16 protein-coding genes and 2 tRNA genes are annotated in these 18484 nt (G+C 74.1%); 11 read left to right on the forward strand and 7 right to left on the reverse strand.

Annotation, left to right across the window (positions count from 1 at the left end; translation table 11 throughout):
* Positions 1-56 precede the first annotated feature (56 nt).
* From ACF09E_RS07580 to ACF09E_RS07595, 4 genes are read left to right on the forward strand one after another with little or no spacing between them, the layout of a single operon-like run.
* On the forward strand, positions 57-935 hold the full coding sequence (locus tag ACF09E_RS07580; RefSeq protein WP_392204310.1) for a phosphatase PAP2 family protein: 879 nt from the start codon (positions 57-59) through the stop codon (positions 933-935).
* Complete coding sequence (locus ACF09E_RS07585) at positions 829-1998, forward strand: hypothetical protein (RefSeq protein ID WP_392204311.1); 1170 nt, start codon at positions 829-831, stop codon at positions 1996-1998. Before ACF09E_RS07580 ends, ACF09E_RS07585 begins: the two co-directional genes overlap by 107 nt.
* Complete coding sequence (locus tag ACF09E_RS07590) at positions 1989-3578, forward strand: hypothetical protein (protein ID WP_392204312.1); 1590 nt, start codon at positions 1989-1991, stop codon at positions 3576-3578. The genes ACF09E_RS07585 and ACF09E_RS07590 overlap by 10 nt, the downstream gene beginning before the upstream one ends.
* Positions 3575-4945: a helicase gene (locus ACF09E_RS07595; RefSeq protein ID WP_392204313.1), complete on the forward strand. Its 1371-nt coding sequence runs from the start codon at positions 3575-3577 to the stop codon at positions 4943-4945. Before ACF09E_RS07590 ends, ACF09E_RS07595 begins: the two co-directional genes overlap by 4 nt.
* A 222-nt stretch (positions 4946-5167) precedes the next feature.
* Here the strand turns inward: ACF09E_RS07595 and ACF09E_RS07600 are convergent, their stop codons facing one another.
* The gene (locus tag ACF09E_RS07600; RefSeq protein WP_392204314.1) at positions 5168-5776 is read right to left on the reverse strand and encodes a peroxiredoxin-like family protein; all 609 of its coding nucleotides are present in this window, start codon (positions 5774-5776) and stop codon (positions 5168-5170) included.
* 71 nt (positions 5777-5847) lie between these two features.
* Here ACF09E_RS07600 and ACF09E_RS07605 point away from each other — a divergent pair, with 71 nt between their 5' ends.
* The 4 genes from ACF09E_RS07605 to ACF09E_RS07620 all read left to right on the forward strand — a co-directional run bounded on the left by ACF09E_RS07605 (position 5848) and on the right by ACF09E_RS07620 (position 7885).
* Positions 5848-6462, forward strand: coding sequence for a TetR/AcrR family transcriptional regulator (locus ACF09E_RS07605; RefSeq protein ID WP_361853048.1), 615 nt, complete (start codon positions 5848-5850; stop codon positions 6460-6462).
* Positions 6463-6606: 144 nt separating this feature from the next.
* On the forward strand, positions 6607-6963 hold the full coding sequence (locus ACF09E_RS07610; RefSeq protein WP_361853045.1) for a hypothetical protein: 357 nt from the start codon (positions 6607-6609) through the stop codon (positions 6961-6963).
* Between the two features lie 204 nt (positions 6964-7167).
* Positions 7168-7821 (forward strand): bifunctional DNA primase/polymerase, encoded by a 654-nt coding sequence (locus ACF09E_RS07615; protein ID WP_392204315.1) that lies wholly within the window; start codon positions 7168-7170, stop codon positions 7819-7821.
* A tRNA-Lys gene (locus ACF09E_RS07620) sits at positions 7812-7885 on the forward strand. Before ACF09E_RS07615 ends, ACF09E_RS07620 begins: the two co-directional genes overlap by 10 nt.
* Before the next feature lie 72 nt (positions 7886-7957).
* Here the strand turns inward: ACF09E_RS07620 and ACF09E_RS07625 are convergent.
* Positions 7958-9208 carry a M6 family metalloprotease domain-containing protein gene (locus ACF09E_RS07625; RefSeq protein ID WP_392204439.1) on the reverse strand — a complete coding sequence of 417 codons (1251 nt, stop codon included), beginning with the start codon at positions 9206-9208 and terminating at the stop codon, positions 7958-7960.
* 355 nt (positions 9209-9563) lie between these two features.
* Here ACF09E_RS07625 and ACF09E_RS07630 point away from each other — a divergent pair, with 355 nt between their 5' ends.
* Entirely contained in the window at positions 9564-11531 is a 1968-nt protein-coding gene (locus ACF09E_RS07630; RefSeq protein ID WP_392204316.1) for a putative bifunctional diguanylate cyclase/phosphodiesterase, read from the forward strand.
* A gap of 170 nt (positions 11532-11701) precedes the next feature.
* Here ACF09E_RS07630 and ACF09E_RS07635 read toward each other — a convergent pair whose 3' ends face one another.
* Both ACF09E_RS07635 and ACF09E_RS07640 read right to left on the reverse strand, forming a co-directional pair.
* Complete coding sequence (locus ACF09E_RS07635; RefSeq protein WP_361853037.1) at positions 11702-13408, reverse strand: glycosyl hydrolase family 18 protein; 1707 nt, start codon at positions 13406-13408, stop codon at positions 11702-11704.
* A 353-nt stretch (positions 13409-13761) separates the two neighbouring features.
* Entirely contained in the window at positions 13762-14880 is a 1119-nt protein-coding gene (locus tag ACF09E_RS07640; protein WP_392204440.1) for an LLM class flavin-dependent oxidoreductase, read from the reverse strand.
* A gap of 389 nt (positions 14881-15269) precedes the next feature.
* Here ACF09E_RS07640 and ACF09E_RS07645 point away from each other — a divergent pair, with 389 nt between their 5' ends.
* On the forward strand, positions 15270-16028 hold the full coding sequence (locus tag ACF09E_RS07645) for an IclR family transcriptional regulator C-terminal domain-containing protein (protein WP_361853031.1): 759 nt from the start codon (positions 15270-15272) through the stop codon (positions 16026-16028).
* A gap of 119 nt (positions 16029-16147) precedes the next feature.
* Positions 16148-16221: transfer RNA gene (locus ACF09E_RS07650), tRNA-Lys, on the forward strand.
* A gap of 99 nt (positions 16222-16320) precedes the next feature.
* Here the strand turns inward: ACF09E_RS07650 and ACF09E_RS07655 are convergent.
* Genes ACF09E_RS07655 through ACF09E_RS07665 form a run of 3 tightly spaced genes read right to left on the reverse strand, consistent with a single transcriptional unit; the run spans position 16321 to position 18463 of the window.
* Positions 16321-16983: a response regulator gene (locus ACF09E_RS07655; RefSeq protein WP_392204317.1), complete on the reverse strand. Its 663-nt coding sequence runs from the start codon at positions 16981-16983 to the stop codon at positions 16321-16323.
* Positions 16914-18275, reverse strand: a complete 1362-nt coding sequence (locus ACF09E_RS07660; protein WP_392204441.1) for a sensor domain-containing protein — start codon at positions 18273-18275, stop codon at positions 16914-16916. Before ACF09E_RS07660 ends, ACF09E_RS07655 begins: the two co-directional genes overlap by 70 nt.
* Positions 18272-18463: a hypothetical protein gene (locus ACF09E_RS07665; RefSeq protein WP_392204318.1), complete on the reverse strand. Its 192-nt coding sequence runs from the start codon at positions 18461-18463 to the stop codon at positions 18272-18274. The genes ACF09E_RS07660 and ACF09E_RS07665 overlap by 4 nt, the downstream gene beginning before the upstream one ends.
* Positions 18464-18484 lie beyond the last annotated feature (21 nt).

The raw sequence follows: 18484 nt of genomic DNA on the forward strand, positions 1-18484 counted from the left end.
GCGGCGTCCGGCGTCCCCTCCCCCGGGGCGGTCACCGGTCGGGGGGAACTCTTCACATGCGCAAGCCACGCTGGTGGGCGGAACTGGCACTGATCGCGGTCGTGTACGCGGCCTACTCGGGCGGGCGGCTGCTCGTCCGCGGCGACGAGGCCTCGGCCGTGGAGCACGGGCTGGCGATCCTGCGCCTGGAGCGGCTGCTCGGCATCGACGCCGAGCACCCGCTGAACCGGCTGTTCACGGACGTGCCCGCCCTCGGGATCCCGGCGGACTTCGCGTACGCCTCGCTGCACTACCTCGTCACCCCGGCGATCCTGCTGTGGCTCTTCCGCCGCCGCCCCGCCCACTACCGGGCCGCCCGGACCTGGCTGATGGTCTCCACCCTGCTCGGCCTGGCCGGCTTCACCCTGCTGCCCACCTGCCCGCCCCGGCTCCTCGACCCGGTGCACGGCTTCACCGACACGATGGCGCACTTCAGCGCGTACGGCTGGTGGGGCGGCGAGGCCAGCGCGCCGCGCGGGCTCGGCGGTCTCACGAACCAGTACGCGGCCATGCCCAGCCTGCACGTCGGCTGGGCGCTGTGGTGCGGGGTGATGCTCTGGCGGTACGGGCGGACCCCGGTCGCGAAGGCGCTCGGAGTCGCGTATCCGCTGCTCACGACGGTGGTCGTGATGGGGACCGCCAACCACTACCTGCTGGACGCGGTCGCCGGCGCGGCCGTCATGGGGGCCGGTCTGCTCCTCACCCCGCACGTGCTGCGGCTCGCCCGGCGACTGCGCGGGACGGCGGAAGCGCCCCCGGTTGTCAGTGGCGGATGCGAGACTTCCGCGGGTGAGCGCATCCCCGGACAGCGGACCGTCCCGACCTCCGCAGACGACACGTCGACCAGGGGTCTCCCCTGCTCCAGCGAAGCCGAGAGCGTGGGAGAGGCTCGCTGAGCTGCGCGGACCGGCCACACCGCCGCGTCCGCTCGACGCGCGGGCCCTCGCGGCGCTGGCCGCCAACCCCGGCTGCCGGCGCCGGGCCCTGCTCGACGGCGCGGGCGTCGACAAGTCCGCCCTGGCCGAGAAGCTCGGCTCGCCCGCCCCCTTCGGGCAGTCCCAGTTCGCGATCGTCCGGGGGAACTCCTTCGAGGCCAAGGTCAAGGCCGACGGCGGCCGCGAGCTGCTGCGCCTGATCGGCGTCGAGGAGCCGGGCGCGGTCTCCGTGCCCGAGCTGGCGGCCGCCGGCCCCGAGGGGCGGGTGGCCCGCACGGCCCTCGCCCTGCGGGAGGCGACCGCGGCCGGGGCGTGGACGCTGCTCGACCATCCCCTGCTCGCCCTGGAGGTGGCCGGTTCGCCGGTCTACCTGGAACCGGACGCCGTGGTGGTCCGCCCCGACGGCGGGTGGACGGTCGTCGAGATCAAGTCCTTCCCGATGGTCGACGGCGCGGCGGACGCCTCGAAGGTGGGCGCGGCGGCCCGGCAGGCCGCCGTGTACGTGCTCGCGCTCGAACGGGTGGCGGCGGTGACCGAGGGCGCCCGGGTGGCCCAGTCGGTGCTCCTGGTCTGCCCGAAGGACTTCTCCAACCTGCCGACGGCCTCGGTGGTCGACGTCCGCAAGCAGCGGTCGGTGACCCGCCGCCAGCTCGACCGGCTGACCCGCATCGACGAGATCGCCGCCGCCCTGCCCGACGGCGTCTCCTTCGACGTGGCGGAGAGCTCGGCGGAGGAGCTGACGGCGGCCGTGGAGTGTGTGCCGCACCAGTACGCGCCGGAGTGCCTGGCCGCCTGCGAGCTGGCCTTCCACTGCCGCTCGCGGGCCCGGGAGGCGGAGGCGGTGGAGACCCTGGGCCGCTCGGTACGGGGCGAGCTGGGCGGGCTGACCACGGTCGGCGCGGTCCTCCGGGCGGCCCGGGGCGAGGAGGGGGATCCGGACGACCCCGCGGTGGCGGCGCTCCGCCGGGCGCGGGCCCTGCGCGAGGAGGCCCTGGCGGGGACGGAGGCGCGGACATGTCGCTGATCTCCACCCTCGCCCGGATGGAGGCCGTCGAGTCCGGCCGCGCCCAGCCGCTCGCCACCGTCCGGCACCGGCGGGTCTCCGCGCGGCCGCTCGTCCTCGTCCCGCTGACCACGGCCGGTGAGGCGGGCGCCCCGCTGGGGGCGCTCGTCGGCACCGACCCGGAGGAGCCGCGGCTCCTGGTGGTGGCCCAGCCCCGGGACCGGGAGCTGCGGTTCGCCTTCCTGGCCGATCTGGCCGAGGAGGTCCTGCCGTACGTCGACTCGTTCGCCGAGGCCGTCGAGGCGGCGGAGAAGAGCGAGGTCGACCCCGAGACCGGCAAGAAGGTGAAGGTCGAGGTCGAGTTGTGCGCGGACGCGCCGCAGCTGATCGTGCCGAGCCGGGCGGGCATCGAGTACGTACGGCTGCTGGGGCGGTCCACGCGGTTCCGGCGGACGGCCGAGCAGGACCCGGAGACGCCGTTCCCCGCGCCGCCCCGCGTCCCGCTGCTCGGGCGCTGGCTGACGCACTTCGGCGACCGGGCCCGGGTGCCAGGTTCCTCGCTGCTGCTCAGCGCGACCGACCTGCTCAACCGGCACTGGGCGACCGGCCAGTCCTCGCTGGAGGACCAGCACCTGGGGGCGCTGCTCGCCTGGATCGACCCGTACGACGGGGAGCCGGGCGCCGAGGCGGCGCTGCGGGCCGAGACGGGCCGGGACCCGCGGGGGCAGCTGTTCTGTCCGCCCGCCGGGCCCGCCACCGATCCCGCCTTCGACAACGGGCTGCTCGCGCCCGCGATCGAGCGGTACGACCGGGCGCGGCAGGCGGTCGGCGCGGCCGAGGACGGCGAGGCGGCGGAGCGCGGTCTCGGTGAGCTGCACCGGGCGGAGCGTGAGGTGCGGCGGCTGGTCGTCTCCCAGCTGCGGCCGACCTGGGACGCGGTCTGGCGGTCGGTCGGTCTGCTGCGGGAGCTGCCGGAGGGGGCCAGGGTCGAGGACCGCTGGACCCGCGACCGCTGGTCGTTCACCGCCCACCGGGACCGGGTCACCGCGGGCGAGCCGCCGCAGCCGCGCCGGGACGACGCCGTGACGGCGGCCCGGAAGCTCGCCGCGCGGGAGCAGGCGCAGGGCCAGCTGGAGGCGCAGGAGGCCCTGGACGATCCGCTGGTGCTCGCCGGACGGCGGCTGTCGGGCGAGGCGTTCGCGGCCGAGGTGGTCGAGGTGACGATGGCGTGGACGGAGTCCAAGCGGCCCGCCCCGCGGCCGCTCCTCACGGTCCGCACCGAGGACCGGCCGCATCTGGGCGAGAAGGTGAAGGTGTACCGCTCGCTCGACGGGAAGCCGCAGTCGGCGGAGTTCGTGCGCCACGAGGAGGACGGGGCGCTGGTGCTGCGGCTCCTCGACCGGATGGGCCGCTCGAAGGAGCCCGCGGAGGGCTCGGTGCCGGAGAAGGGCGAGCGGATCGCCTTCACCCTGTTCGAGCACGACCAGCGGGTCGGGCCGCAGCTGCCGGAGGCGGAGGAGACGCCCTGGACGCACGGCGGTCCGCCGCGGGCCGACGCCGTGGAACTGCCCGACGCCGTGACCTCGGAGGACGTGCTGTGACCGTGTTCGACCTGTCGAAGCCGCCCGTCGGCGACGCGGCGCCGTTCGATCCCTCGGCCGCCGCGGGCCGGGCGACGGCGGACATCCTCGCGGCCACCCTGCACGGCACCGCGCGCGGTGTGGTGGTGGACTCCCCGCCCGGTGCCGGGAAGTCGACGCTCGTGGTGCGGGCGGCGCTCGAACTGGCCGCGGTGGGACGCCCCCTGATGGTGGTGGCCCAGACGAACGCGCAGGTGGACGACCTGGTGCTGCGGCTCGCCGAGAAGGAGCCGGACCTGGAGGTCGGCCGGCTGCACTCGAACGACAGCGACCCGTACGACCGGGCGCTGAACGACCTGGAGAACGTACGGAAGTCGGCGAAGGCGGGGGAGCTCGCGGGGCTGCCGGTCGTCCTCTCCACGGCCGCCAAGTGGGCGCACGTGAAGAACGTCGAGCCCTGGGCGCACGCGATCGTCGACGAGGCGTACCAGATGCGCTCGGACGCGCTGCTGGCGGTGGCGGGGCTCTTCGAGCGGGCCCTGTTCGTGGGCGACCCCGGGCAGTTGGACCCGTTCTCGGTGGTGGGCGCCGAGCAGTGGGCGGGGCTCTCGTACGACCCGTCGGCGAGCGCGGTCTCCACCCTGCTCGCGCACAACCCCGACCTGCCGCAGCACCGGCTTCCGGTGTCCTGGCGGCTGCCGGCCTCGGCGGCGCCGCTGGTCTCGGACGCGTTCTACCCGTTCACGCCGTTCCGCAGCGGCACCGGGCCCGGCGACCGGAGGCTCTCCTTCGCGGTCGCCTCGGACGGCTCGGGGCCCGACCGGGTGCTCGACGAGGCGGCGGAGTCGGGCTGGGGACTGCTCGAACTGCCCGCCCGGCACACCCCCCGCACCGACCCCGAGGCGGTGGGCGCGGTCGCCGTCGTGGTGCGCCGGCTCCTGGACCGGGGCGGGGCAGCGGTCTCCGAGCGCTCGGAGACTCCCGCGCCGCTGACGCCCGACCGGGTCGCGGTCGGCACCGCCCACCGCGACCAGGCGGCGGCGGTCCGCGCCGCCCTCGCCGGGCTGGGCGTCACGGGCGTGACGGTGGACACCGCGAACCGGCTCCAGGGCCGCGAGTACGACGTGACGGTGGTCCTCCACCCGCTGTCCGGCCGGCCCGACGCGACGGCCTTCCACCTGGAGACGGGCCGGCTGTGCGTGCTCGCCAGCCGGCACCGGCACGCGTGCGTCGTGGTCTGCCGGGCGGGCGTCGCGGACCTGCTCGACGCCCACCCGTCGACCGAGCCGGTGCAGCTGGGCGCGGCCGTGTCGTTCCCGGACGGCTGGGAGGCGAACCACGCGGTCCTCTCCCACCTGGAGGAGCACCGCGTCACCTGGACCCCCTGAACCGGCCTGACCGACAAGGCAGCCCCTAGGCCGTCTCTTCCGGATCTTGCCTGACCCGCGCCGCCCGGCACCGCACCTCGCCGCGTTGTCGAGGCACCCGGGTACGCCCGGTACCCGGGTACCTCTCCGCCTTGCGATGCGTCCCCTCGGCCCTGGCGGGCCTGGGGAGACCCCAGGCACCGGACGACGCGGGCTTGACCGGCAAGATCCGAAAGAGACGGCCTAGGCCGGTCGGGTCGCCAGGGCTAGGAGTTCGTCGACCGACCACTGGTCGTAGACGTGCTCGCCGTACTTCACCGCGGCGACCCGGCCCTCGGGCGTGATCAGGAAGTCGGCGGGCAGGCCCAGCCGGCCGGCGGGCTGCTGCCCGGCCGGCAGCCTGCCCCGGCCCCGGAGCAGCTCCCAGGCGTCGCGGAGCACGCCGCCGGCGATGGCGGGCCAGCCGCGCGGGTCGAGCAGGGCCCGGCGGTGGGCCTCCACGCCGAACTCGGCGTAGAACACCTTCCCGGGGTCCGCGACGACGGCGAACGGCAGATGGGCGACGTGCTCGCGGAGCTCCTCGGCGGGCGAGTGGAAGAAGACGACCTCCCGGATCCCGGCCCGCTCGATCTCGTCGTGGCGCAGGGCCACCGAGCGCAGGTGGAGATTGCAGACGGGGCAGCCGGCGAAGCGCCGGAACTGCACGTGGGTGGGGCGTCCGGGGTCCGGGAGGGTCAGCGCGGGGCCGGTCACCGGGGTGAGAACGCGGCTCGGCACGAGGTCTCCGGGAGCCGTCCGACGGGCGCGGGGCGGGGCGGCGGGGTTCGCGGGCGGGTTCTGGGGCGTGCGCATGGGACACCATCCTCGTAGGCGTACGGTGTACTCCCAATAGCGTAGGCGTAGGGCGTACGCTGTCAACCGTCATGCCACGTCCCCGCTCCCTCACCCCCGACCGGCTCGCCGCCGCCGCCCTCGCCGTCATCGACCGCGACGGACTCGCCGGCCTCTCGATGCGCACCGTCGCCCGGGAGCTCGGCGCGAGCCCGATGGGGCTCTACCGCTACGTCGCCGACCGCGAGGAGCTGGAGGGACTCGTGGTCGACCGCGTCCTGGACGGCCTCGACACCGACCCGCCCCCCGCGGACGCCCCCTGGCGGGACCGGATCGAGACCATGGCGGGACGGCTGCGCGACGCGGTCGTCCGCCACCCGGAGGCCCTCCCGCTGACCCTCGCCCACCGGCACCGCGCCCCCGGCGGCCTGCTCTGGTCGGAGACGGTGCTCGGCATCCTGACCGAGGCCGGGGTGGACGGCGCCCAGCGGGTCGTCGCCCTGCGCGCGATCCACGGGTACGTCACCGGGGCCATCCAGCTCGCCCACCTCGGCCCGCTGGCCGGCCCGGGCACCTCGGCCATCGCCGCCCTGCCCGAGGACCGGTTCCCACACCTGGCCCGGACCGCGCGGACGGCCGGCGAGGTCGACCCGGACCAGGAGTTCTTCGGCGGCCTGCGGCTGCTCCTGCGCGGCCTCGACGGCTGACGGCGCACCGCGCGCCGACGCCCTCTTGCGGGGCGCGGGACAATGGAGAGCGGCCCGGGGTTCCGGGCCGCCCGTATGCGGAGGGCCGGTGCGCGACGCGCCGGCGCGTCCCTCGTGAACGTGAACGCGAAGAGGAGAACGACGATGGCGGAACCCGCGGAGCGGAGCGGACAGCGGCGGCTCAGGCCGGCACCGCTGGTCTTCGAGCCTGCCGAGGCGACCGCCGACCCGGAGCACTTCTTCGACCTGGAGTCGATAGACGATCCGCGGGAGCTGCTGTCCCGCGCGACGGAGCTGACGCTGGCGTTCCGCGCGGCGACGGACCGGGCGACCGAGTTCCAGGCGATCGCGGCGGCGCAGCTGGCGGACCCGCGCCGGTTCGACCGGCTGACGCCCGCGGACGTCGCCGAGCGGGCGCAGTGGACCGAGGACTACGCCCGGAAGATGATCGAGTTCGGCCGCGATCTGATCAGGACGAACGGGCGGCCGGCGGAGGACTGAGCCGCCCCGCGCCCGGGCCCCCGGACAGGCTTCACGGAGCCTGCCCGGGGGCTTCGTCGCCTACGCCCGGGGACCTCGTCGCACATGGCCGGAAAACCACCCATGGCATATGCCGGGTGGGCACGATACCCCTCACCCTCCCCGCCTGTCCGGGATTCCGTGAACTCTCGGCGACCGTTCCGTGACGCCCGGTAGATCTGGAGCATGACGACGTGGACGCGCGACGAGGCCCCGCACGACATCACCCGGACTCCCTGGGTGCCCCGGATCCTCCGGTTCCCCGGGGAGGGCGACGAGGGGCGGCACCAGACCGCCCGGGTGACCGCCGACGGCGCCTCCTGGCTCACCTCCGCCACCGGGAGCCGTGAGGCCGCGCTGACCCGCTGGGAGTCGCGGCCGTCCTCCCCGGCGGCACTGCCCTGCGGAACGGTCTTCGACGTCGTCAACGTGGACCCGGTCTTCGGCCGCCGGATGCTGGACCGGCTCTGGGAGGAGGGCCCGGGGTCCGGGCCCGTCGCGGTGCACCGGGGCCGGATGATGCTGTTCGCCGCGCCGGGCACGGCCCAGCGGCTGCCGGCCCTGCTCGACTGGGAGGACTGGGGCGACAGCGTCCCCCGGCCGCTCTGCCACGGGGTCGGGGACGCGGTGACCGTGCCGCCGCTGGTGCCGTCCGGCGGCGAGGGACCCCGCTGGCTCGTGGCGCCCGACACGCGCAGTCCCTGGCTGCCCGGCCCCCAGGTCCTGCTCTGGGCCTGCGTGCGGGCCGCCCGGGCGGCATCCGCCGCCGACGTGCGGGTATCGATTTTTCCTCCCGCCGATCCGGATGCTAATGTCTACGACGTCAGCAGGCGCCGCTAGCTCAGTTGGTTAGAGCAGCTGACTCTTAATCAGCGGGTCCGGGGTTCGAGTCCCTGGCGGCGCACCGACGGAAGAAGCCCCTCGCGGAAGCGAGGGGCTTCTTCGTGTTTCCGGGCCGCCCCGGGGGGGCCGTCGGTCAGCCGACGGCGGGCGGGGTGATCCGCACCGTCCAGGCACCCGCGGGGGTGCGTTCCGCGACCTCCACCCGCACCCCCGTACCGGGCACGGTGAGCGTCTCGCCCTCCTCCAGCGGGGCGTCCGCGAGCGGCGGGTAGACGGAGCGGTCCCAGCAGGCCTCGGTGCGCGGATGGGCGTCGACGACCTCGACGGGGCCGTCGCCGGAGGCGGCGGTGCCGCGGATCCGGTAGACGAGGACGCCCTCGGTGCAGGTGTCGGCGTTGTTCCCGGCCCGGCCCCGCGCCTCGATCGCGAGGACGCTGTCGGGGCCGGTGCGGACCACGGCCAGCCGGGTGCCGAGCGTGGTCCCGGCCGCCGGCTGGGCGTCGGTCGCCTCCAGGGTCACCATCCGGGGGCCGGCCCCCTGCACGCAGGCGATCTGGGCGCCGGAGAGCCAGCCGAGCTTCCACTTGTGCCAGCCGAAGAGGTCCGGGGACAGCCCGAACTGGCTGCCCATGACGTCCCAGTCGCCCACATGGGTGTCCCAGTCGCCCTTGCCGTCCGCCGGACGGCGGTAGAGGTCGGGGAGGTCGAAGACGTGGCCGGTCTCGTGCGCCAGCACGTTCCGGTCGGGCGGGTGCCGCTCGAAGACGGTGACCACCCGCCTGATCTCGGTGCCGTCGACCTCGATCGGCCTGTCCAGGTTGACCACCTTGGTCGCGTCGGAGTCCACACCGGGGGCGTCCGGGTCGGCGACCAGGTAGACGATGTCGTACCGGGAGAAGTCGACGCTCGCGTCGGCGGCGCCGATCGCGTCCCGGAGGTAGGCGGCGCGCTGGCCCGCGTCCCAGTCGCGCCGTATGTCGTACGCGCTCGACTCCTTGGGCATGGGGGTCCAGACGCGCTGGGTGTGCGTGCGCAGGGTGAACCGCCCGTAGGAGGCGCGGGTGAAGAACTCGCTGGTGGCGGGGAAGTGGTCGGCGGCCAGTTCGGCCGGGTCGTTGAGCGGCTCGGAGTCCGGGAACGACAGGAAGACCATGACCGCGTCGAGGGGGCGGTCGGGGCGCGGGTACGACCTGTTCCAGGTGTCGAGGCCGAGCGAGTGATGGGCCGCGGTGCGGGGCAGGACGCAGGGGCCGGCCGCCGGCGCTCCGGCGGCGGGCCCGGCGACGAGCCCGGTGGCCGCGAGCGCGGCGAACGAGGTGAGGGCCGCCGCGCCGGCACGCAGCCGTGAGCGTTCCACTCCCCCGAGTGGCTGCTGACCCCTCACGTGGACCTCCGGTTCGGGAATGCGGGACACCTCAACCACCTTGTGATGGTTTGCGACGTTTCGCATGTTTCCGCTGCCCCGGTCGGGTGAGGGCGCGCCCTGGCGTCGACGCGACACGGACGCGCTTCAGCTCACGGAAAGTCACATTCGGTCACGTCGTCATCGACCCGTGTCAGACCCGAGCAGAAACGATCGGGCGGGGTGTTCCGGTGGCCTGCCTCACAGGGCCGGCCGTCCCCCGGAGGCCCCGTGGAGCTGGAACGCTCCCCCGTACGGGCTCTATGATCGGCACACTCTTCCTCGGCCGACCGTTCCGACCCCATGCGACCGGCCCGACTGCACTACGGGAGCGAGCGTGAGCGGAACCCCCGAAGGACCGGTGCACCCAGAGCCGCCGGAGACGCGTGCGGCGGAGTCCGCACTCACGGAGCGTCACCCCCCGTACGGCGCCGAGCACCGCGTCGGCTGTTCCCCCTCGGAACTCCGGGACTACCGCGCCGCGTTCCGCGTCTCCCAGCTCGCGATGGCCGTCGTCGACCAGAACGGCGTCGTCGTCACGGCCAACGACTCCTTCGGCGCGCTCCTCGGCGCCGAGCCGGAGGCGCTGCGGGACCAGGCCGCCGCCGACCTGGTCGACCTCGCGTCCGACGGGCGCACCTGGCACGCGTACCGCGAGGTGCTGCGCGGCCGGCGCTCCCGCTTCCGCTGCACCCGCCGCCTCAAGCACTCCGACGGCCGCTCGCTGTGGGTCGAGGTCACGGTGGCCCCGGTGCCCGACAGTCCGCGCGTCCTGGTGTCGATCGCGGACATCAGCGACCGGCGCGAGCTCCAGGCGCGGCTGCGGCACCTCCAGATGCACGACCCGGTGACCCGGCTGCCCAACCGCGCCCTGTTCTTCGAGCGGCTCTCGGCCGCCCTGGAGTCCTCGGCGCAGGACGCTGCCGACATGGCGAGCGCCGCGTCCATCGCGGGCACCGCGAGCACCCCCTGCGCCGCGGGCACGGCGGGCGGCACGGCGGGAACGGCGGCCCGCCGCAGGGCGATCAGCTCTTCCTACGAGTCGTACGGGTATGGCAGAACAGGGCGGATCGGCCTCTGCTACCTGGACCTCGACGGCTTCAAGGCGGTCAACGACACCCTCGGCCACCGGATCGGCGACCGGCTCCTCGCCGCCGCGGCCGCCCGGCTGACGGAGTGCGCGGACAGCGACGGCTACACCCGCAGCGGCGGTCATCTGGTGGCCCGGCTCGGCGGGGACGAGTTCGCCATCCTGGTCGAGGACTCCGCCGGCACCGAGCAACTGGCCGACCTGGCCCGCTCGGTGCTCTGCGCCCTCCAGGAACCCTTCGATCTGGGCGGCCGGCGGCTCTCGGTCTCCGCGTCGATCGGCGTGGTCGAGCGCTCGGGAGCCGGCACGACGGCGACGGCCCTGATGCAGGACGCCGACACCACGCTGTACTGGGCGAAGGCGGACGGCAAGGCCCGCTGGACCTTCTTCGACCCGGAGCGCAACGCGCACCGGATGACCCGGCAGTCGCTCTCCTCCACGCTCCGGCCGGCCGTGGACCGCGGGGAGTTCGCCCTGGAGTACCAGCCGCTGGTGGATCTGACGGACGGTGCGGTGCGCGGGGTGGAGGCGCTGGTGCGCTGGCACCACCCCCAGTTCGGCACCCTGCCGCCGAATCGGTTCGTCGGGATCGCCGAGGAGGACGGCTCCATCGTGGAGCTCGGCCGCTGGGTGCTGCGCACGGCCTGCCGGCAGGCCCGGCAGTGGCAGAAGGACCGTCCGGACGAGCGCCCGATCTTCGTCAGCGTCAACGTGGCGGTCCGCCAGGTCTGGGACTCCGACCTGGTCGCCGACGTGGCCGGGATCCTCGCGGAGACCGGCCTCGCCCCGCACCTGCTCCAGCTGGAGCTGACCGAGTCCGCGGTGATGGGCTCCGCCGGACGGCCGCTCCAGGCGCTCCAGGCGCTGAGCGACATGGGGGTGCGGATCGCGATCGACGACTTCGGCACCGGCTACTCGAACCTGGCCTATCTGAGCCGGCTGCCGGTCTCCGTGCTCAAGCTGGACGGCTCGTTCGTCCGGGGCTTCCAGGACGAGGAACACGCCAACCCGGCCGACGAGCTGATCGTCGAGGCGCTGGTGCAGCTGGCGCACCGGCTGGGGCTGACGGTCACCGCCGAGTGCGTCGAGACCTCGGGCCAGGCGAGCCGGCTGCGCAGGATCGGCTGCGACACGGGGCAGGGCTGGCTGTACTCGCGGGCCGTGGCGCCGGACCGGATCGCGGAGCTGATCGGCTCGGAGCCGCTGCCGGCCTGAGCGCCGTCCCCCGCCCGGGCCGGTGCGCCGTGCCGGCCGGCCGCGGCGGCGTCCGGGTGCGCGTCCGGGTCCCGTTGCCGGGCATGGAACTGCCCCCGGCCGGAGGGACATTCCGGGCGGGGGCAGTGGTTCATGCGGGGTTCAGCGGAGGGTGCCTACGGGACGGGGCGTCAGCAGGCGCCCTGGTCCTTCCAGACGCCCCACTCGCCGGTGGTGCCGGGGGTCTCGTTCTGGGTCCACCACTGGGCGAGCCACTTGCGGCCGTTGTGCGAGACGACCGTGCCGCCGTTGTAGACCGTGCCGGCCACGTACGCCGGGACCGAGCCGCAGCCCGTGGGCGGGGTGGTCGGAGGCGTGGTCGGGGGCGTGGTGGGCGGGGTGGTCGGAGGCGTCGTCGGCGGGGTGGTCGGCGGCGTGGTGGGCGGGGTGGTGGTGCTGCCGAGCGCGGTGTTGATCTGCTTCAGCAGGGTGGCGTTCTCGTCCAGGCCGAGGAGCGAGTACATCATCGCGCCGCCGAGGCCGCGCTGCTTCGCGTAGTCCACGCGGGCCTGGATGGAGCGCTGGTTGAGGCCGGTGAAGAACTCGCCGTCCTTGTAGAAGTACGAGGCCTTCGCCTGGTCGTCCCAGAAGGTCGTCGAGGCGTTGTCGACGATGCCGCCGAGCTCCTTGTAGTGCGCGATGCCGGCCTGCTGGCTCAGCGGGCGGACGTTGGAGCCGCCGGTCGCGGTGCCGCCGAGGCCGTTGGCGGAGCCGGCGGGCACGCCCTTCCAGCCGCGGTAGTAGAACTCGTAGCCCAGGGTCAGCTTGTTGGCCGGGAAGCCGCCGGCGATGCCGTAGGCGGGCTTGCCGTCGATCCAGGAGTCGATCGCGTTGTCGATCGAGTACTTCTCGGTGCCCGGGGCGATCGGGTCGGTCGGGTCGTTCGCGCCGGAGTAGAGCGGCGACTGGTGGTACGTCGGCCCGTCGCCGTCCCAGGCGCCGTGCATGTCGTACGTCATGATGTTGGCGTAGTCCAAGTACTGGCCGATCTTGTCGGTCTCGATGTACTTGATCTTGTCCTGGCCGGCCGGCATGGCGGCGGTCAGCATGTACTTCTTGCCGCCGTTGGCGGCGCCGTACTCGTCGAGCTGCTTGCGGAACTCGGCGAGGAGCAGCGTGAAGTTCTGCTTGTCCTCGGGGGCGTAGTGGTTGCCCAGGTGGCCGCCGGAGGAGCCGGGGTACTCCCAGTCGATGTCGATGCCGTCGAAGATGCCGGCCGCCGTGCCCGCGCCGCCGTAGCCGCCCTCGACGGGCAGGTTGCCCTTGAGGTACTGGTCGATGCAGGAGGAGACGAGCTTCTTGCGGCTCGCGTCCGTCTTGGCCGCGTCGCTGAAGTACTTGGAGTAGGTCCAGCCGCCCAGCGAGATGTTGATCTTCAGGTGGGGGTACTTCGCCTTCAGTTCCTTGAACTGGTTGAAGACGCCCACGATCGGCTGGTCCCACTTGTCGGCGACGCCGTCGACGCTGTCCGCCGCGCTGAAGGACTTCTGGTAGTCGGCGTACGAGTCGCCCGCACCGTCACCCGCGTTGGGGTTGTTGTCGTCACCGGCGGCCTTGTTGGCCATGAAACAGGTGAGGTTGGTGGGGTGGATGTTGCCGAACGAGTAGTTGATGACGTCCAGCTGGCCCGCGATGCCCCGGGTGTCGAGGTGCTTGGGGTAGAACGCGTTGCCGTACACGCTCCACTGGTCGTAGTACGCGATGCGCACACCGCCCGCAGCGGCAGTGGTCGATGTGTCGGCCGCCTGGGCGGATCCGAGGCCGACGGTCGCCGCGAGGGCGCCGGCGGCGAGGGCCGTGCTGAGCAGCGCGGCGATCAGGGGCTTACGGGGGTGCACGTGCGGCCTCCATCGGGGGGAGTGCGGGGGTGGTGCCGTACAGGAGCTGGAGCAGTGATAACCGGCACGTGAACAGTGCGTCAATGGTCTGAACCAGATTGAGGACTAGACCAATTGGCGGGAGAAAGGCCTCGTCAGAGCCGCGCAGCACAAAACGGAACCGCCCGCCACCATCGGTGACGAGCGGTTTAAGGTTCACTTAGGGGTGGCGCGGGGTCGGATCCGTGCACGAACCAACCGCCTTCGGGGACCGGGGTTTTTACCCGGCCGACCCCCGACCGGAACAGCCTCCGCGCCGGGGAGCGCCGTCCCGGTCACGCCGGGATCGCGGGGCCTGACCGGGCGGACACCCGCTACTCCGCCGGCAGCTCGGGGAGTTCGTAGGCGTCCGCGATGAGCTCGTAGCTCCGCAGCCGCGCCTCGCCGCCGTGTGCGTTGGCCGTGATCATCAGCTCGTCCGCACCCGTCCTCTTGCGCAGGTCGTCCAGGCCCGTGCGGACCTCGTCGGGGGTGCCGTACACGATGTTCGCGAGCCAGTCGTTCACGAACTCCCGCTCGGCGGCGCTGAACGCGTACGCCTCCGCCTCCTCCGGCGTCGGGACGAGGCCGGGGCGGCCGGTGCGGAGCCGGAGCATCGCGAGGGCCCCGGAGAGCACCTGGCGGCGGGCCTGCGCGGCCTCGTCGGCGGCGAGCGCCGAGACGCCGATCATCGCGTACGGCGCGTCGAGGACGCCGGAGGGCCGGAAGGACTCCCGGTAGAGGTCGAGCGCCGGAATCGTGTTCCTGGCCGAGAAGTGGTGGGCGAAGGCGAAGGGCAGTCCGAGCAGGCCGGCGAGGCGGGCGCTGAAGCCGGACGAGCCGAGCAGCCAGATCGGCGGCCGGCCCTCGGGGCCCTGGACCGGACCGGGCACGGCGTGGATCCGGGCGTAGCGGTGCCCGTCCGGGAAGTCGTCGTCGAGGAACCGGGTCAGCTCGGCGAGCTGCTCCGGGAAGTCGTCCGCCCCCTCGTTCAGGGTGGCGGTCCTGCGCAGGGCGGCGGCGGTGGCGCCGTCGGTGCCCGGCGCGCGCCCGAGGCCGAGGTCGATCCGGCCCGGGGCGAAGGCCTCCAGGGTCCCGAACTGCTCGGCGACGACCAGCGGGGCGTGGTTGGGCAGCATGACGCCGCCCGATCCGAGGCGAATGCGCCGGGTGTGGGCGGCGAGGTGGGCGAGGATCACCGCCGGAGACGAAGAGGCGACACCGGGCATGGAGTGGTGCTCGGCCACCCAGTGCCGGTGGAAGCCGCGCCGCTCGGCGAGCCTGCTCAGCTCGACGCTGGTGGCGAGCGCCTGGGTGGCGGTCCTGCCGCTGCCGACGGTGACCAGGTCCAGCACGGACAGCGGCACGGGCGCGGAGCCCCGCGCCTCTCCTCGAATAGCGTCGGTCACCTTCGGGACCCTCCTCGGCACCCGCACGGCATCGCACGGGTTGATGGACGACTCACCGCCGGCCCCGGAGGACCCGTGGACCGGCTCGGACCCCCGCACAACAGGAGGGTGTCTCCGTTTATTCCGGGGGTCCGCCGACGGTTATCGGCCACCGAACGGGGCCGGAAGGCGCCCGGAGGGGCCGCCACCGCGTCCGTTTCCCCAGGAGAAATCTCGGGACACCCCCGGGCCGAACGTACACGCGAGCCCCCGCGCGCACCGCCCTGACCTGAGACTCTGCGGGACACCCGTGACGGGGGCATATGCCAGCGGGAGGCACTCCAGTCCAGGGACCGGACGCTCCGCATCATTCTCGCCAACAGCCGCCCCGCAAACGGCGCTTGGCGGCTATCGTGGTACGAAAGCTTGCGGTCACAACCTGGTAGGGGGAAACCGTGGCGCTGAAGCCCGAGCCCACCGCGCCGTTCCACTCGGTGCAGTACGCCCTGCGCGTGCTCGAGACGATCTCACGGCACGGTGGCGGTGTGACGGACGTCCAGATCGCGCGCGAGTCCGGCCTGCCCGTCGCCCACCTGACCTCACTGCTCCTCATGCTCCGCCGCGAGGGGTACGTCGAGCAGGTCGCCGACGGCGCGTACGTGATCGGGGACTCCCTCGTCCTCCTCGGCTCCGGCCTGACCCGCCGCGAGGCGCTGGAGGCGAAGCTCCAGGAGACCCTGACCGAACTGCGCGACTCCGTCGGCGCGGCGGTCTACATCAGCCGGTACATCGACGGCGAGGTGAAGATCACCCAGTTCGCCGACGGCCCGCGTACGCCCAAGGTCAACGAGTGGGTCGACTTCCGCTCGGCCGCGCACGCCAGCGCGGTCGGCAAGTGCCTGCTCACCCAGCTCGACCAGAACGGACGCCGGGACCACCTGTCCCGGCACAAGATCGCCCGGCTCACCTCCCGGACGATCACCAGCGAGCGGCTCCTCTTCTCCAAGCTGGACAGCCAGCCGCCGACCGTCCCGGTGCTCGACCTCCAGGAGTACGCCGTGGGCACCGTCTGCGCGGCCGTGCCGCTGACGGCGGGCTCCGCCGTGGGCTGCCTCGCACTCTCCCTGCCGATCGAGCACGCCCACCGGCTCCGCTCGGCGGCGGACACGCTGAACCGGCGCGCGGCGCCGGTGGTCATGGCGCTGGCCATCTGACCGGTCCCCCGGACCCCGGGAGACCCGGGGTCCGGGGCATTCGGGGGTCCCCGCGGCGCGGCCGCGCGGGGTGGTCGAGAGCACCCCGCGGGACCGGGTAGTATTTTCTCTGTCAGCAGGCGCCGCTAGCTCAGTTGGTTAGAGCAGCTGACTCTTAATCAGCGGGTCCGGGGTTCGAGTCCCTGGCGGCGCACCGACGGAAGAAGCCCCTCGCGGAAGCGGGGGGCTTCTTCGTGTCCGCGGCGAGCCGGGGGCGGATCGGGCGGGCCCCCGACGGGGCCCGGTCCGGCCCCTACGCCCGCAGGTAGGTGAGGACGGCCAGGACACGGCGGTGGGTGTCCTCCGCCGGCGGCAGGTCCAGCTTCGCCAGGATGTTGCCGATGTGCTTGCCGACGGCCGCCTCGGTCACCACCAGGCGGCGGGCGATCGCGCCGTTCGACCGGCCCTCGGCCACCAGCCCCAGGACCTCCCGCTCGCGCGGGGTCAGCGCCTCCAGCGGGTCCCGGTGCCGGCGGAGCAGCTGCCGTACGACCTCGGGGTCGACGACCGTCCCGCCGTCGGCGACCCGGACGAGCGCGTCCAGGAACTCCTCCACCTCCCCGACCCGGTCCTTGAGCAGATAGCCGACGCCGGTGCCGTCGCCCGCGTCGAGGAGATCGGCGGCGTAGCTGCGCTGCACGTACTGGCTGAGGACGAGGACCGGAAGCGAGGGCCGCTCGGCGCGGAGCGCGACCGCGGCGCGCAGCCCCTCGTCCTGGAAGCCGGGCGGCATCCGGACGTCCGTCACCACGATGTCCGGCTCATGGGCGGCGACCGCCTCGCGCAGGGCGTCGGCGTCGCCGACGGCGGCCACGACCTCGTGGCCGAAGCGGGCCAGCAGCCCGATCAGTCCCTCCCGGAGGAGGACGCCGTCCTCGGCGAGGACGACGCGGAGCGTGCGCTCGGTACGGGGCATGGGATCTCCACTCGCAGGAGGGTCGGCCCGCCCGGCGGGCTCGTGATCGTCAAGGTGCCGTCGAGGACGGCGATCCGGTCGGCCAGCCCGGTGAGACCGGTGCCCCGGGCCGGGTCGGCGGCGCCGCGGCCGTCGTCCTCCACCTCGATGCGGAGGACGCCGTCCGCGTGCCGGGCGGTGATCCGGGCCCGGGCGGCGCCACTGTGCCGGCCGATGTTGGCGAGGGCCTCGCAGCCCGCGAAGTAGCCGGCGCTCTCGACGGGCTCCGGCAGCCGGGGCAGCTCGACGTCCGTGGTGACCGGCACGGCCGAGCGGTCGGCGGCGTCGACGAGGGCCGGGCCGAGACCGTAGTCGGCGAGGACCTGCGGACGGATGCCGTGGATCAGCTCGCGAAGCTCCGTGAGGACGTGCCCGGCCTCCGCGTGGGCCTTCGCGAGCTGGTCGGCGAGCGGTCCGCCCGCCGGGGCGTCGAGGCGGGCCAGGCCGAGGGTCATCATGAGGGCCACCAGGCGCTGCTGGGCGCCGTCGTGCAGATCCCGCTCGATGCGGCGGCGCTCCGCCTCGAAGGCGTCGACGAGCCGGGCGCGCGAGGCGATGACCTCGCCGATCGCCCCCTGCGCCGCCGGGTCCCGGGGGGTGAGCAGGGCGCGGGCGAGGGCGGCGCGGGCTCCGGCGAAGGCGGCGAGCGGATGGGCGAGGACGACGAGGAGCACGGCGCCGAGGAGGGCGGCGGCGAAGGCCTCCGGGTAGGAGGTCACCAGGTACGCCTTGACGACCTTCGCCTCCTGTCCGTCGGCGGCCAGCTGCACGGGGGCGCCGAGGAGGAGCGCGGGCAGGCCGACGCCCAACGCGACGGCGAGGAGGTCGAGCGGCCACAGGACGGTGGCCAGGAGGAGCGCGTACCCGAGCTCGCGCCAGGTCGCCTGCTCCCCCGCGCGCAGCCGGAGCCAGGCCGCGATGCCGGGGGCGGCCGGGACGCGGTGCGGGTCGGGGGCGGGATCGAGGTCGACGAGGCGGAGGCGTCGGCGCTCGACGGCGCCGAGGGCGAGCCCGGAGAGGAGCAGCGGGGGCAGTCCGACGAGCAGGACGGAGAACAGCCCGAGCAGCGCGAACACCGCGCAGGCGGCGCCCCCGAGGAGCGCGCCGCTGACCAGGTAGGCGAGGGCCCGCCAGGGCCAGGGGCCGAGGAGGAACCGGCGGCGGGTGAGCGCCTGCCAGGGGGTGCGGGGGTCCGCGGGGGCCGCGCCCGGTGACGGGTCCGGGGCGGCGGGGCGGTGCGCGGGGCCGTTCAGGGTGCCCGCCAGACCGTCAGGTCGCCGGTGAGGAAGTTGATCCCGCTTCCCGGCAGGGCGGTCGACGCGGCGGTCCGGTCTCCGTCGTGGCGGGGCGTGTCGCCCTCCCCCAGCCGGTACGCGGCCACCACGGGCGGGTCGTCCGCCTGGAGTGGCTTGAAGACCTCGGTCGCCGCTTCCCTCTGCACTGATCCCCCCGGATCCCTCGA

The organism is Streptomyces sp. NPDC014891, assembly GCF_043081085.1.
Classification (GTDB): Bacteria; Actinomycetota; Actinomycetes; order Streptomycetales; family Streptomycetaceae; genus Streptomyces.